The sequence below is a fragment of the Stenotrophomonas sp. YJH_SMC_73 genome (genome assembly GCF_059370155.1).
This window is the reverse complement of the sequence record NZ_JCAFTJ010000004.1, coordinates 59,187-73,933: the sequence shown is the minus strand read 5'-3', so window position 1 is coordinate 73,933 and position 14,747 is coordinate 59,187. Positions and strand designations below refer to the sequence as shown.

Below are 14,747 nucleotides of genomic sequence, written 5' to 3'. Positions count from 1 at the left end.
CCGCTGGCCGGCACCCTCGCGGCATTTCGGAAGATCATGAGGTTGCCGGCCAGCGGCCGGCACTACCTTCATTCGTTGACCGGGGTGAACAGCAGGTCCTGGAAATCGAAGCTGAAATCGGTCAGGTCGGAGATCGACTGCATGCGCACCTCGCGCACCTTGCCGTCCGGGTCCAGGCTGAAGTTCACGAACGCATCGGCGTTGAGCGAGCGGTCATCCCAGCGCACGATGAAGGTGTCGTGCTGCCAGTGCTCCAGGCGGCCGCTCAGCTGCGCGGTCTTCATGAAGCGCAGGCGCAGGCCCTTGCCTGCGGCACTGACCTGCATGTCGCCATACCAGCGGTCGCGGAACGTGCCGGTGTAGCCGGCCAGCGGCAGCGACGGCCTGCTGCCCTTGTCGCGCGCGCTCTGATGCTTGGCCCAGGCCTCGTCGGCCTTGTCCTGGCCCTTGGCCACGGCCTTGGCATAGGCGTCCACCCAGTCGTGCTTGTCGCCGCCCAGATAGGCATCAAGCACGCTCAGGGTGATCGCGTTGAACGCCGCGCCCACTTCCTGGTTGGTCAGCACCACCACGCCCAGCTTCTCGCCCGGCACCAGGGTCAAGCGCGAGACCATGCCCGGCCAGCCACCGGTGTGCCAGACCAGTTTCCGGCCGCGATAGTCACTCAGGCTCCAGCCTTCGCCATAGCCGGCAAAGTTGGCCCGTGCCGGTGCCAGCTCCGGCACGCTCGGCGCCGGGATCGACTGCGGGGTGATCATCCGCCACATCTGCTGCTGGCTCTTTTCGCTGAACAGCGCAGTGCCGTCGGCCAGCTTGCCTTCGGCCAGCTGCACCTGCATCCAGCGCGCCATGTCGTGCGCACTGGAATAAATGCCACCGGCGCCGGCATTGTTCGACCAGGTCAGCGGTGCGACGGTGCGCAGGTCCTTGAAATCGTACTTGGCGTGGCCGACCGCCGCCGTGTCACCCGGCTTCAGGTGGTCGGCGTTGTAGCGCGTGCCGGCCATGCCCACCTTGTCGAAGATGCGGGTCTGCAGGAACTGCTGGTAGCTCACGCCCGAGACGTGCTCGATTACCTGCTGGGCGACCGCGTACAGGATGTTGTCGTAGGCATAGCTTTCGCGGAAGCCGCCCTTCAGCGGCACCTTGCCCAGCCGCTGCACCACTTCGGCGTTGCTGTAGGACGTGGTTGGCCAGAACAGCAGGTCACCGGCGCCCAGGCTCAGGCCGCTGCGATGTGACAGCAGGTCGCGGATCGTCATCTGCCCGGTCACGAACGGGTCGGACATGCGGAACGACGGCAGGTGGTCGATCACCTTGTCGTCCATCTTCAACTTGCCCTCTTCCGCCAGCAGGTTCAGCGAGGTGGCCGTGAACGCCTTGGTGTTGGACGCAATGGCAAACAGCGTATCGGCCTGCACCGGTTCCGGCTTGCCCTGCTCGCGCACGCCCCAGCCGCGCTCCAGCACCACCTCGCCATCCTTGACCACTGCTACGGCAATGCCGGGCACGTCGAACTGCGCGCGCACGCGCTCGACGGTCGCATCCAGGTCTTGCAGCGGCGGCGGGGTCGCCGCGCTCGCCATGGTCGTGCACGCCAGCAGCACGGCTCCTCCGATCCAGGGTTTCATCCAGCACGATCTCCGAACAGGGGTGGCGGCCATGTGCAGGCCGTCACCGGGGTTTCGCGGGATGGTAACGTCCGGCGGCGCATCCTGCCCTGTGCCATAGGAGGGGTGTCATGGGCGAGAACGGCCAACCCAGCAGCGGCTCCACGATCATTCCGTGCCTGCGCTATCGCGACGCGCAGGCCGCCATCGACTGGCTGCAGCGCGCCTTCGGCTTCCATGCCCAGGCCGTCTACGCCGATGGCGATACGGTCTTCCATGCGCAGCTCACCTTCGGCAGCGGCATGATCATGCTGGGCTCGGCCAGCAACCAGAGTGCGTGGAGCAAACACGCTGCCCTGCCTGACGAGGTCGGCGGACGTCAGACCCAGAGCGCCTGCGTGATCGTCACCGATGCCGATGCGCACTACGCGCGGGCCAAGGCCGCCGGTGCCCGCATCATCATCGACATCGCCGACCAGGACTATGGCGGACGCGGCTACGCCTGCGCCGACCCGGAAGGCTACCTGTGGTGGTTCGGCAGCTACGACCCGTGGCGCACGGACCACGGCCAGTGACCACGGCCGGCCGGCAGGCAGAGATCCGCTGCGGCATCGGCGGCTGGGTGTTTCCCGAATGGCGCGGCGGTGTGTTCTATCCAGCAGGCCTGCCGCAGCGGGAGGAACTGGCCCACGCCAGCCGCGCCCTGCGCTGCATCGAGATCAACGGCACGTTCTACCGCACGCCAACTGCGGCCCAGTGCGCGCAATGGGCTGCGCAGACACCCGACGGTTTCCGCTTCTCGATGAAGGCGCCGCGCTACCTGGTGCAGCGACGCGACCTGTCCAGCACCGTGGAAGCGGCCACACCGTTTCTGCAGGCGGCACTGGCGCTCGGTGACCGGCTCGGCCCATTGCTGTGGCAGTTCGATCCGCGCCACCCGGCCGACGCCGATGCACTGGAGGCGCTGATGGCACAGCTGCCTAAGCAGCTGGACGGGGTGCCGCTGCAGCATGCGCTGGAGGTCCGCAACGCCGAGGCACATGGCCCGGCACTGGTCGACGCCGCCCGCCGCCATGGCGTGGCGCTGGTGATCGAGGACAGCGACGAGGCGCCATTGCACGGTGATGTCAGTGCCGGCTTCGTCTATGCGCGGATCAAGCGCAGCCAGGCCCGCTTGAACGAGGGCCTGCCGGCGCCCGTGCAGCAACGCTGGGCCGAACGCGCACGCCGCTGGTCACGCGGTGAACCCGTGGATGACCTGCCCTGCCTGGCCGGGCCCGCTGCGGAGGCCCCGCGCGAGGTCTACCTGCTGTGCATCGGCGCAGGCAAAGCGCGCAACCCGGCGGCAGCGATGGCCCTGCAGCGCCTCATCGACAGCGCCAGCGGTCCAGCCCCCACAGCAGGGTCCACCCCACCACGAACACGCTCGCAACGCGCAGCACGTTGAGCAGGAACGCCGCCAGCCCCAGGCGTTGCAGTTCGAGGAACGGATACGGCGCCTGTCCTGTCACTTCGGCCACCAGCATCGCCCAGCCCAGGTACACCAGCGGTACCAGCAGCACCCCGCCCAGTGCGCGCCAGCGCAGCGCGCCATGCGGCAGCAGCCACCACCACCCCAGCAGGTACAGCGCCGGCACAGCGTAGTGCAGGCCGGCATCGACCCACCATTGCAGCCCGGTGGGTTGCCACAGCCCCTGCAACGCCAGCACGTAGATGCACGCGGTCACCCCGATGCACAACGCGATCGCCGCGGCGACAGTCGCGTTCAGCACACCCGCACGGATCAGCCGGACGCATCCCAGGCACACCGCCAGGTTGCTGAGAATCGTGAAGTAACCAACGAAGCGCAGCGTCGCCATGCCGACCCCGGCAGCCGCCCCGGGGCCATGCAGCAGCAACAGGTATTGCAGCAGCAACGAGGTGGCCGCCATCAGTGCAGTCAGCGCTGCCCATGCACGCTGGGCGGAACGGTTGGCAGCCATTGCGGGGTTCCCCTGGCGAGTTTCCGCGAGCATGCCACAGGCATCGCCGGCGGCCGTGCGATTGCCGCACAATAGGCGGATGAGCACACCCGACACCCGCAAAGCGTTGTGGCAGATTCACTTCTGTGTCCTGCTGTGGGGCGTCACCGCCATCCTCGGCAAGCTGATCACCCTGCCCGCACTGCCGCTGGTGTGGTGGCGCATGCTGCTGGTGACGGCGATGCTGGCGCTGCTGCCGCGGGTCTGGCGTGGACTGCGTACGCTGCCAGTGCGGCTGGTGGCCGGTTATGCCGGCATCGGCGCCCTGGTCGCCCTGCACTGGCTGACGTTCTACGGTGCGGTAAAGCTGGCCAATGCGTCGGTGGCCGCCACCTGCATCGCGCTGGCGCCGGTGTTCACCTCGATCATCGAACCGTGGGTGGCCAAGCGGCCATTCCAGCTGCGTGAACTGGCGTTCGGCCTGGCGGTGCTGCCGGGTGTCGCGCTGGTGGTCGGTGGCGTGCCCGACGGCATGCGCCTGGGTGTGCTGATCGGCGCGATCTCGGCGCTGCTGGTGGCAGTGTTCGGCTCGCTCAACAAGCGCATGGTCAGCCACGCCGATCCGCTCACGGTCACCGCGCTGGAGCTGGGTGCGGGCACCCTCACCCTGACCCTGCTGGCGCCGCTGATGCCCTACCTGCTGCCTGCGCTGGCCAGCCCGTTGTGGGTGGTCCCGGACCTGCACGACGGCATCCTGCTGCTGGTGCTGGCCGGGTTCTGCACGCTGCTGCCGTTTGCCCTGGCCCTGGTCGCACTGCGCCACCTGAGCGCCTACACGGTGCAGCTGGTGACCAACCTGGAGCCGGTCTATGCGGTGGTGCTGGCGGTGGTGCTGCTGCGCGAGCAGCACGAAGTCACCCCGTGGTTCTACCTCGGCGTGGCGATCATCGTAGGCGCCGTGTTCCTGCATCCGCTGCTGAACCGCCGCAAGCCGGTGCAGCATCCGGAGATTCTTGGCACGGCCGAGGCGCGCAACATCGCCGATTGAGTGCATCCACGCATGGCGTGGATGGCCGCATCAACGCTGCGGCCAATGCCAGGCCGGCGCATCCAGCAGGCCCTGCCCGCTCAACAGCGTGCGGCCCTGTTCCTTGTACAGATGCAGCGAATGGCACCCTGGCGCCTGTTCCAGCGCCGCGATCAGCCGGCTGGCGTGCGACACCACCCATACCTGGCTGCGCGCACTGGCTGCGATGATCAGCCGCGCCAGCGCCGGCAGCAGGTCCGGATGCAGGCTGGTCTCCGGCTCGTTGAGCACCAGCAGCGGCGGTGGACGCGGCGTGTGCAGCGCAGCGGCCAGCAGCAGGAAGCGCAGCGTGCCGTCGGACAGTTCGGCCATCGACAAGGGCCGCAGCAGCCCAGGCTGGTGGAAACGCAGCGCCAAGCGTCCATCCAGCTCCTCGAAGCCGACCGTGGCGCCCGGGAACGCATCGTCGACGCTGCGTGCCAACGCCACCGGGTCACCGATCTCGAGGATGGTGACCCAGGCCGCCGCCAGATCCCGGCCGTCGTGATGCAGCACCGGCGTGCGCGTGGCCATCGCCGGTTGCCGCGCCGGGGCATCGGCATCACTGCGGAAATGATCGTAGAAGCGCCAACGCCGGATGTACTCGCGCAGGGCGATGGTTTCCGGCAGGCGCTGCGGATCGCCGACCTGGGTGAACAGGCTGTCGAACAGCGACAACCGGTCATCCACGAGATCCCAGCCGCGCGCATGGCGTTGCCGCACCATCGCTCCACGACGGTCGACCAGCAGGTTGGCGCTGCGCAGGAACGGGCCGGCCCAGATCGCCTCGGCCTTGATCTGCGGGTCCAGTGCGAAGGCCGATCGACTGGGCGGCGGGTAGCCCAGATCGATGGCGTAGCCGAATTCGTCAGTGGCGAAGCCCAGCTTCAATCCCACCGATTCCTGGCGTGGGCCGCCCTGCAGGGGGATTTCGCCGGCAGCAACCCGACGGTCCATCTTTTCCGGACCCGCCCACAGCGCCGAGCCCAGCCCGCCTTCGCGGGCCAGCACCGCCGCGACGCCGCCCTGCGCGGTCTCTGCCAGCAGGCGCAGGGCACGGTACAGGCTGGACTTGCCACTGCCGTTGTCACCGGTCACCACATTCAACTGCTGCAACGGCAGTACGAGCCCGTGCAGCGAACGATAGTGGGCGATGGCCAGGGTCTGCAGCATGGTCGGCGTCCGGGGAACCAGCGGATCATGCTGCCCGGTTCTGATCGCAGGAGCTGCGACGCGATGTGAATCGGTGACAGCATCCACGCGTCGCGTTGATCTACTGGAGCGGCATCCGTTTACCGCGCGGGTGGCAGATGCTTCAGCCGGCCACTTCCACCCGGTTGCGGCCATTGCCCTTGGCCCGGTATAGCGCCTTGTCGGCACGTGCCAGCGTGTCATCCACGCTTTCACCGGGCTGGTGCTGGGCCACTCCAATACTGATTGTGACCGGGAATCCCAGCGGCAGATCAGCCACGGCCAGGCGCAGGAATTCGCACTGCAGTTCGGCGGTGCGCAGGTCGGTAGCCGGCATCACCGCCACGAATTCCTCGCCGCCATAGCGCGCGGCCATGCCGCGACCGGCGAAATGCGAACGCAGCAGCACGCCCAGTTCGGCCAGCACGCGGTCACCGGTGGCGTGGCCCTGGAAATCATTGATGTGCTTGAAATGGTCGATGTCCAGCAGCGCGACGCAGGCCACCCCGGGTTGGTCTCCGTTCACCGCCACCGCCTCTTCCAGCGCTGCCGCCATCGCACGGCGGTTCGGCAGGCCGGTCAACGCGTCGGTGCGGCTCTGCTCGGCCAGGTCGGCATTCTGCGCGAGCAGCACGTCCTGGTACTCAGACAGCAGTCGCTCGTAGTCATCGCGCTCCAGCATGTGTTTCTGGATGTCGAGCGCGAAGCGGCGCAGTTCCATCACCAGCATCACCTGCCGCGACAGCGCCGCCAGCGCTTCAGCCTTGTCGCTGGCCAGGTGCTGTGGCTGCGCATCGAATACGCACAGCGTGCCCAGCGGCAGGCCATCGGAGCTGATCAGCGGCGCGCCCGCATAGAAGCGGATGTGCGGATCGCCCACCACCACCGGATTGTCGTGGAAGCGGATGTCCTGCAGCGCGTCCTCGACCACCATGACCTGCTGCGGTTGCAGGATCGCGTGGCCGCACATCGATTCGCTGCGCAGGTTTTCTGCCGCATCGATGCCCTGGATCGACTTGAACCATTGCCGCTCGACGTCGATCAGGGTCACCGCCGCCATCGAGGTGCCGCAGACCGCCTTGGCGATCACCACCAGGTCGTCGAAGGATTTTTCACGCTCCGAATCGAGGATACGGTAGCGGTACAGCGCCTCAAGCCGAAGGGCTTCATTGGCAGGCTTGTCGGGCTTGATCATGCAGCGTCACGTTCCGGCAGGTCACCGCGAAGTCTAGCTGATGTAGAGCCGAGCCCATGCTCGGCTGCACCCGGACAAAAGAGCAGCCGAGCACGGGCTCGGCTCTACAGAAGCCGTTTACCAGTCCAGCTGCCTCGGCAGCAGGCCCTGCAGCTCCTGCTCGGTCAGGTTGCGCCACTGGCCCGGCTTCAGCGCACCGATCTTGATGTTGTCGATGCGCACGCGACGCAACTGGGTCACCCGATAGCCGAACTCGGCCGCCATCAGGCGGATCTGTCGGTTCAGGCCCTGCTGCAGGGTGATGCGGAAACCGAACTTGGCGATGCGCGAGGTCTTGCACGGCAGCGTCATCTGGTCGTGGATGCGAACGCCACGGGCCATGCCACGCAGGAACTCGTCGGTGACCGGCTTGTTCACCGCCACCAGGTACTCCTTCTGGTGGCCATTCTCGGCGCGCAGGATCTGGTTGACGATGTCGCCGTTGCTGGTCATCAGGATCAGGCCTTCGGACTCCTTGTCCAGGCGGCCGATCGGGAAGATGCGCTGTTCATGGCCGACGAAGTCGACGATGTTGCCCTTGACCGAGGTCTCGGTCGTGCAGGTGACGCCGACCGGCTTGTTCAGCGCGATGTAGACATGGCGGCGGGCACCGGGCTTGCGGGCCACGCGCGCGCGCAGCGGCTGGCCGTCGACCAGCACCTGGTCTTCCTCGCCCACCACCGCGCCGGTGCCGGCCGGATGGCCGTTGACGGTGACCCGGCGGGCGGCTATCAGGCGATCGGCCTCGCGGCGGGAGCAGAAGCCGGTGTCGGCGATATGTTTGTTGAGTCGGGTGGTCATCGCCCTATTATCCGGCATCCCCGCCCGCTGCGCTTCATGCCGGGGGCGGCGGATCGAGTTCTTCGCCGTCGAATACCCGGTTGCGGCCGGCACGCTTGGCCACGTACATGGCGTGGTCGGCCCGGCGCAGCAGCGCGGCGAGATCGTCCTCGCCCGGCCGCCACTGCGCCAGGCCGATGCTGGCGGTGACCTCCAGACCGGGCACCTGCAGCGCCCGGGCCGCCTCGGTGAGGTGCTGGCGCAGGCGATCCAGACGCGCCGATGCCGCCTCGCGCGGCATGCCCGGCATCAGCAGCAGGAACTCTTCGCCACCCATCCGCACCACCTGGTCCTGGCTGCGGACCGCGGCACGCAATGCACGTGCCACCGCCACCAGTACCTGGTCACCCACGGCGTGGCCATGGCGGTCATTGATGTCCTTGAACAGGTCGATATCGAGGAAACCGATCACCAGCGGGCCGCGCTCGCGATCGACCCGTTCCAGGTGCCGTGCCAGCTGCTGCAGCCCGGCACGGCGGTTGGGCAGCCCGGTCAGGCCATCGGTCTCGGCCAGCTGGCGAAGTTCATCGCGCTGCTGGCGCAGGCGGCCCAGCCGCTGGTTCAGCGCATAGGCAGCCATCATCAGCAGCCAAGTCACCGACAGTTGCAGTGCCTCCACGCGGTACTCCAGCAACCACGCAGCGCGGCAGGCGTCGGCCAGGATCAACACCAGCATCGGTGCCAGCGCCGCCAACCCCGCCTGCGCCCAGCGGTCGCCGCGCAGCCATGCCCACACCCCGGCCATCAATGCCAGGCCGCAGCCCAGCAGGTAGGACACCTGCAGGCCCTGCGCCACCCAGGCCAGGCTGTCCCGCTGCAGCCAGGGCACCCACGCGGCCAGCGCCAGCAATCCCCACAGCGCCAGCAGCTGCATCGGGCGCGATCGCGGCAGCAGGCGGTCGCCGCCGTTCAGTCGCCACAACGCGGGCAGCACCAGCGCCTGGGATGCAGCGGTCAACGACAGCAGCCACCACGCGCTGCGCTCACCCACCGGCAGCCATGGCTCGGGGTAGCCGCTCAGCCCTCCGAGAATGGCCTGCCACAGCACCAGCACGGTGGTACCGGCGATGTAGACCAGGAAACTGCGGTCGCGGGTGGTAAGGAAGGCCATCAGGGCCGACAACGCCAGTGCGATTGCCACGGCAATGCAGGCCGCGCGCACCAGCAGGCGGGCAGTATCGTTCTGCTGCACGGGACTGGGCGCGCCCAGCCGCAGGGTCGGTACCCAGCGCGCCTTCAGCGGCGTCTGCCATGACACCAGGAACGGTTCATGGCTGCCCGCCGGCGGCACCGCGACCAGGCCGATGCCTGCGCGGAACCGGGAATCACGGGTACGGGCATCGTGCATGTTGCCGCAGATTTCGCGATCCCCATGCTGCACGCGGACTTCGCCCGCGAACACATTGAACACGTCCAGTGCCTGCGGCTGGCCCGACCAGCCGCCCGCTGGCGCGGACACCTGCACGTGTTGCCGTGGCCCCGCCAGCATCTCCGGCGTGCATGCGCGATGCGGGGTGGGTTCATCGGTCGCCGCACCGACCAGCAGGTAGTCACGCCCGGCTTCGGCTACGGCCGCCGACAGCGGCCACGGCATTGCCAACCACACCAGCAGCACGACCAGCACCGCTCCCGTTCCGTACTGCCCCTGCCTGCCGCCCACGCCACGTCCTGTTCCTGCTTACGCCCGCGCCCACTGCGCGTCGCCCCTGCCGGGCATTATCGCAGCCGCGGCTGCAGCCCACGTGTAGACCAAAGTCGCCGACGGGCGTTCAGCCAGCGGCGGGCGGACCTTTCACCGCCACCAGGCGCACCGGCCGCAGGTCGGCCAGGGTCATCCGCTCCAGCGGTTGCGGCCGCTCGACCGCATAACCCTGCAGGCCCTGCACCCCAAGCCGGGTCAGCGCGGCGGCGACGTCGGCAGTCTCCACCCATTCGGCCACCACCTCCATCTGCAGCTCGCGCCCCAGTTCACTGATCGCGCGCACGGTGGCATGACTGACCGGATCGGTATCCATGTCGCGCACGAAGGCCCCGTCGATTTTCAGGATGTCGGCCGGCAGCTGGCGCAGGTAGCCGAACGAGGACAGCCCGGAACCGAAATCGTCCAACGCCATCCGGCAGCCACGCGCCTTCACTGCATCGATGAAGGCACGCGCCTGGCTGAGGTTGCTGATCGCAGCGGTCTCGGTGATCTCGAAGCACAGCTTGGAGGCCAGCGCGCGGTTGCGCTCCAGCAGGTCGCAGACGAAGGCGAGGAAGCCGGGCTCGGCGATCGACTGCGCCGAAACGTTGACATTGCACAGGCCCAGCTGCCGCACGTGTGCCGGGCACACCTGCAGGTGCCGGAACAGCAGGCCAAGCACGTGCCGGTCCAGCGCCACGGCCATGCCATAGCGCTCCACCGCCGGCATGAACTGGCCCGGCAGGTGCAGGCTGCCATCGCTGCCACGCATGCGCACCAGTACCTCGTAGTGCAGGTAGGAGGGATCGCCGACGCGGGCGATGCGCTGCGCATACAACACCATGCGGTTTTCGGCCATGGCCAGGCTGACGCCCTGCAGCCGCTCGGCTTCCTGGCGCCGTTCCTCCAGCGCCATGCGGTTCTCGTTGAAGCAGTGCACGCGGTTGCGGCCGGCCTGCTTGGCCGCATAGCACGCGCTGTCGGCGGCGCTCATCAGCCAGTTCACATCCGGCGCATCGGCGCTGACCTCGACCACGCCGATGCTGCAGCTCAGCTGCGGGCTGCCTTCGCTGACCGGGAACGTCGCCTGCCCCAGGTTGCGGATTACCCGCTGCAGCACGCGCTTGGCCTCGTCCTGCCCGGCATGGGCCAGGAACACGGCGAACTCGTCCGCGCCCAGCCGGCCCACCCAGTCGCCATCGCGCACCGCCGCCACCAGGTAGTCGGCGAAGCTGCGCAGCATCTGGTCGCCGGCGGCGTGACCGAAGCTGTCGTTGACCAGCTTGAAATGGTCCAGGTTGATGTAGCACAGCGCGTGCGTGCCACCTTCGCTGCGCACCTGCAGCAGCGCGCGTTCCAGCAGCCGTTCGATCTCGCGGCGATTGATCAGGCCGGTCAGCGGGTCGTGGCTGGCGTGGTGCTCGATCTCGCGCGCCAGTGCATGGTTCTGGCTGACGTCTTCGATGATGGCGAACACCGACAGGCCACCGCCGGTGCTGCGCACGCCGGTGCCGCTCCAGCGGCCCCAGACAAGGCTGCCATCGCGACGGCGGAAGCGCAGTTCGCTCGGGCGCAGCTGGCGGTCCCAATCGATGCGGCCCACCCCATCGATGACCAGCTCGCCGTCCATCAGCAGGTCGCCCAGCGACAGCTGCAGCAGCATGTCACGACGATGGTCGAGGATATCGGCCATCGCCTGGTTGGCCTCGATCACCTTGCCTTCGGCATCGAGCTTGAGCATGCCGACGTTGGCCTGGTAGAACGCCGCGCGGAAACGGCTCTCGTGTTCGGTCAGGTCCTTGCCGACGCGGCGCGCCAGGGCGACCGCCATCAGGCTGATCGCCAGCACCGACAGGCCCGCCACCATCAACGTGGCCAGCCTCACCAGCGTCGCCATCCGCAGCAGTGCCTGCGAGAACGCCTGGCTCTGCACCTTCATCCGCTGGTCCAGGTCACGCAGCTGCTGCAGGTAGTGGTCGCGTGCGGCAACGGGCACCAGGTTGCCGTCGTGCCGCAGCTGCAGTTCATCGATCAGTCGCTGCAGCGCCATCAGGTCGCCATCGGTCTGCCGCCACAACGCGCTCGCTTCGCGGAATGCACCGATGTCGCGCGCGTAGCGGAACGAGAACACCAAGCGTGGGATGTCGGCACGCGCATTGCCGCCCTGCAGGAAGCCCTGCCTGGCCTTCTCCTCGTCCGGTTCGGCCTGTTCCAGCGCCAGTCGCGCCTGCAGATCGCCCAACGGCACCTGCAGGGCCTGGCGTGCGTCGTCCAGGTCCTCGGCATCGCCACGCGCCAGGTAGCGACTGAGTGCGGCGGTGGCATCCTGCTGGCCACGCGACCAGTAGCCCTGGCCGGCGATCCAGGCAGTAGAGGCCGCCTGCAGTTCCTGGATCAGGGCGGACAGTGCGACCAGTCCGATCGCCATGCCGGTCAACAGCGCAAATCGCAGTCCCAGCCCCCGGGTCATCGGCACCCGCCGGCTGTGTTGGTCCGTGCCACTCCTACCCATCCCGGATCCCCCTGAATGTGCTGCGGTGACAACCTCCTTAGGAACCGGCCCAGCCTAGGACCGGCAATGTGTGGGCCATGCGAAAAAGGGGACGGAGGGGATTAAGTCGTTCTTGGCACACGCACATGGCCAGCCAGATACGACTTAATCCCCTCCGTCCCCTTTTTCTGTCCGCCAGCCCGGGGGCTGGCGGTGGTCTGGACGGCTGCGGGTGCGGCTTAGAAGCTGCGCGGGCCGCGCGGCTTGAAGCCGTCACGACGCGGCGGGCGACTGTCGCGGTCACCGCCGCGGTCGCCGCCATGGCCGCCCGGGCCGCCACGACGCGGGCCACCCGGACCGCCCGGGCCACGCTTGTCGAAGCGCGGCTTGAACGGGCGCGGGGCCGGGTTGGTGTCTTCACCCGGAGCCAGCGCACGCATCTGCAGCTGCTGGCCGGACACCCAGACCTTCTGCAGGTGCGACAGCACGTCCGGCGGCATCTGTGCCGGCAGGTCCAGCAGCGAGAAGTCGTCGTGGATGTCGATGCGGCCGATGAAGCGGCTTTCCAGGCCGGCTTCGTTGGCAATGGCGCCGACGATGTTGGCCGGCTTCACGCCATGCTGGTGACCGACCGAAATACGGTAGGTCTCCATGCCCTGCTCCGGTGCACCACGCGGCGGAACCTCACGGCGCGGACGCTGTTCAAAACCACCTTCGGCGTCGTCACGGCGCGGGCCACGCTCGAAGCGCGGACCCCGTTCGTTGCGGTCGAAGCGATCACCACGTTCCGGGCGGTCACCACGGTCGAAGCGCTCGCGCGGTGCGCGCTCTTCGCGCGGGGCACGCACCGGCGGCTGCAGCAGGAACGGGGTATCGCCCTGCAGCAGCTTGGCCAGCGCGGCAGCGATCTCGATGGCCGGCACGTTCTGCTCGTTCTCGAAGCGCTCCAGCAGCTGGCGGTAGAAGTCCAGGCCACCGGCGCCGAGGGTTTCGCTGATGCGCGAGGTAAACTTGTTGATGCGGGTGTCGTTGACCGCTTCCACGCTCGGCAGCTGCATCTCTTCGATCGGCTGGCGGGTGGCGCGCTCGATCTGGCGCAGCATGCCCTTCTCGCGCGGGGTGGCGAACAGGATCGCCTCGCCGCTGCGGCCGGCACGACCGGTACGGCCGATGCGGTGCACGTAGCTTTCGGTGTCGTACGGGATGTCGTAGTTCAGCACGTGGCTGATGCGCTCCACGTCCAGGCCGCGCGCGGCCACGTCGGTGGCGACCAGGATGTCCAGCTTGCCTTCCTTCAGCATGGCGATGGTCCGCTCACGCTGGGCCTGCTGCATGTCACCGTTGATGGCGGCAGCGGCCAGGCCACGCGCCTGCAGCTTGCTGGCCAGTTCTTCGGTGCCGGCCTTGGTCCGCGCGAAGATGATCATCGCGTCGAACGGCTCGACTTCCAGGATGCGGGTCAGCGCGTCCAGCTTGTGCATGCCGCTCACCCACCAGTAACGCTGGCGGATGTTGGCCGACGTAGTGGTCTTGGCCGCGATGGTCACTTCCACCGGGTCCTGCAGGTAGGTCTGCGCGATGCGGCGGATCTGCGGCGGCATGGTGGCCGAGAACAGGGCCACCTGGCGCTGCTCCGGCAGCTTCTTCAGCACCGCTTCGACGTCGTCGATGAAGCCCATGCGCAGCATTTCATCGGCTTCGTCCAGCACCAGCGTCTTCAGCTCGGACAGGTCCAGGGTGCTGCGGTCCAGGTGATCGATTACGCGGCCGGGGGTACCGACCACGATATGCACGCCGCGGCGCAGGGCCGACAGCTGCTGGCCGTAGGGCTGGCCGCCGTACACCGGCAGCACGCGGAAGCCGGGGATCTTCGACGAATAGGACTGGAACGCCTCGGCAACCTGGATGGCCAGCTCGCGGGTCGGCGCCAGGATCAGGGCCTGGGGCTTGATCTGCTGCAGGTCGATGTTGGACAGTACCGGCAGTGCAAAGGCAGCGGTCTTGCCGGTACCGGTCTGGGCCTGGCCCAGCACGTCGCGGCCTTCCAGCATCGCCGGGATGGTGGCGGCCTGGATCGGCGACGGGGTTTCGTAGCCGATGGCGGTGACGGCCTGCATCACGGGCTCGGACAGGCCGAGCTGCGCAAACTGCAGCGGCGCTTGGGAATCTTGGGACATGGGGAACTCCGAAGGCACTGCCGTCTTCCTGGCAGTGCGATAAAAAAGGTGATGGTCCGCGCTTTGGGCGCCCTTCTTATCGCGTGCCCTGGCGCTGCTCGGTCGGAGGAGATTTCACTCGCTCAGAGCGGAATGATACCGCATTGATGCTGAACGAGGCATACAGCTTTCCTCACAGATGCCGTCGGGCCCGTGCTGGCGCACAATACGCGCCCTCTTCCCGGCCCGGCCGCTGGCCTGCGCCCTCTTCCCAGGAACCCCGCTCCATGCAGATTCTCGAATTCGACCTCGACGGTGACTACGTCGAACTCAAGCAGCTGCTCAAGCTGGCCGATCTGGTCACCAGTGGCGGCGAGGCCAAGATGGTCATCAGCGAGGGCCAGGTACGGGTCGACGGCGAAGTGGAACTGCGCAAGGCCTGCAAGATCCGCGCAGGCCAGGTGGTCGAATTCGCCGACAGCCAGATCCGGGTGCTGGCTGCAGGCTGATCTGAAGC

12 protein-coding genes are annotated in these 14,747 nt (G+C 67.8%); 4 read left to right on the top strand and 8 right to left on the bottom strand.

Going from position 1 to position 14,747, the window contains the following annotated elements:
- Positions 1 to 68 precede the first annotated feature (68 nt).
- The gene (locus AC5P8R_RS07625; RefSeq protein ID WP_041863194.1) at positions 69 to 1,631 is read right to left on the bottom strand and encodes a serine hydrolase; all 1,563 of its coding nucleotides are present in this window, start codon (positions 1,629 to 1,631) and stop codon (positions 69 to 71) included.
- A 110-nt stretch (positions 1,632 to 1,741) separates the two neighbouring features.
- Between AC5P8R_RS07625 and AC5P8R_RS07620 the strand changes: the two genes are divergently transcribed.
- Both AC5P8R_RS07620 and AC5P8R_RS07615 read left to right on the top strand, forming a co-directional pair.
- Entirely contained in the window at positions 1,742 to 2,185 is a 444-nt protein-coding gene (locus AC5P8R_RS07620) for a VOC family protein (protein WP_032956811.1), read from the top strand.
- Positions 2,182 to 3,057, top strand: coding sequence for a DUF72 domain-containing protein (locus tag AC5P8R_RS07615; RefSeq protein WP_032956808.1), 876 nt, complete (start codon positions 2,182 to 2,184; stop codon positions 3,055 to 3,057). The genes AC5P8R_RS07620 and AC5P8R_RS07615 overlap by 4 nt, the downstream gene beginning before the upstream one ends.
- On the opposite strand, the gene AC5P8R_RS07610 is transcribed toward AC5P8R_RS07615, so the two are convergent.
- Positions 2,978 to 3,592 carry a Pr6Pr family membrane protein gene (locus AC5P8R_RS07610; protein WP_032956806.1) on the bottom strand — a complete coding sequence of 205 codons (615 nt, stop codon included), beginning with the start codon at positions 3,590 to 3,592 and terminating at the stop codon, positions 2,978 to 2,980. The genes AC5P8R_RS07615 and AC5P8R_RS07610 overlap by 80 nt on opposite strands.
- A gap of 79 nt (positions 3,593 to 3,671) precedes the next feature.
- On the opposite strand from AC5P8R_RS07610, the gene AC5P8R_RS07605 reads away from it, so the two are divergent.
- Positions 3,672 to 4,619, top strand: a complete 948-nt coding sequence (locus tag AC5P8R_RS07605) for a DMT family transporter (protein WP_014646470.1) — start codon at positions 3,672 to 3,674, stop codon at positions 4,617 to 4,619.
- A 30-nt stretch (positions 4,620 to 4,649) separates the two neighbouring features.
- On the opposite strand, the gene AC5P8R_RS07600 is transcribed toward AC5P8R_RS07605, so the two are convergent.
- From AC5P8R_RS07600 to AC5P8R_RS07575, 6 genes are all read right to left on the bottom strand, one after another.
- Positions 4,650 to 5,810: an AAA family ATPase gene (locus AC5P8R_RS07600; RefSeq protein ID WP_014646469.1), complete on the bottom strand. Its 1,161-nt coding sequence runs from the start codon at positions 5,808 to 5,810 to the stop codon at positions 4,650 to 4,652.
- A 142-nt stretch (positions 5,811 to 5,952) separates the two neighbouring features.
- The gene (locus AC5P8R_RS07595) at positions 5,953 to 7,023 is read right to left on the bottom strand and encodes a sensor domain-containing diguanylate cyclase (RefSeq protein ID WP_014646468.1); all 1,071 of its coding nucleotides are present in this window, start codon (positions 7,021 to 7,023) and stop codon (positions 5,953 to 5,955) included.
- A 117-nt stretch (positions 7,024 to 7,140) separates the two neighbouring features.
- On the bottom strand, positions 7,141 to 7,863 hold the full coding sequence (locus AC5P8R_RS07590; RefSeq protein ID WP_014646467.1) for a pseudouridine synthase: 723 nt from the start codon (positions 7,861 to 7,863) through the stop codon (positions 7,141 to 7,143).
- Positions 7,864 to 7,897: 34 nt separating this feature from the next.
- Complete coding sequence (locus AC5P8R_RS07585; protein WP_495223225.1) at positions 7,898 to 9,562, bottom strand: sensor domain-containing diguanylate cyclase; 1,665 nt, start codon at positions 9,560 to 9,562, stop codon at positions 7,898 to 7,900.
- A gap of 109 nt (positions 9,563 to 9,671) precedes the next feature.
- On the bottom strand, positions 9,672 to 12,095 hold the full coding sequence (locus tag AC5P8R_RS07580; protein WP_049418832.1) for a putative bifunctional diguanylate cyclase/phosphodiesterase: 2,424 nt from the start codon (positions 12,093 to 12,095) through the stop codon (positions 9,672 to 9,674).
- 218 nt (positions 12,096 to 12,313) lie between these two features.
- On the bottom strand, positions 12,314 to 14,251 hold the full coding sequence (locus tag AC5P8R_RS07575) for a DEAD/DEAH box helicase (protein ID WP_046429684.1): 1,938 nt from the start codon (positions 14,249 to 14,251) through the stop codon (positions 12,314 to 12,316).
- Between the two features lie 266 nt (positions 14,252 to 14,517).
- On the opposite strand from AC5P8R_RS07575, the gene AC5P8R_RS07570 reads away from it, so the two are divergent.
- Positions 14,518 to 14,739, top strand: a complete 222-nt coding sequence (locus tag AC5P8R_RS07570; RefSeq protein WP_014036469.1) for an RNA-binding S4 domain-containing protein — start codon at positions 14,518 to 14,520, stop codon at positions 14,737 to 14,739.
- Positions 14,740 to 14,747: the final 8 nt, after the last annotated feature.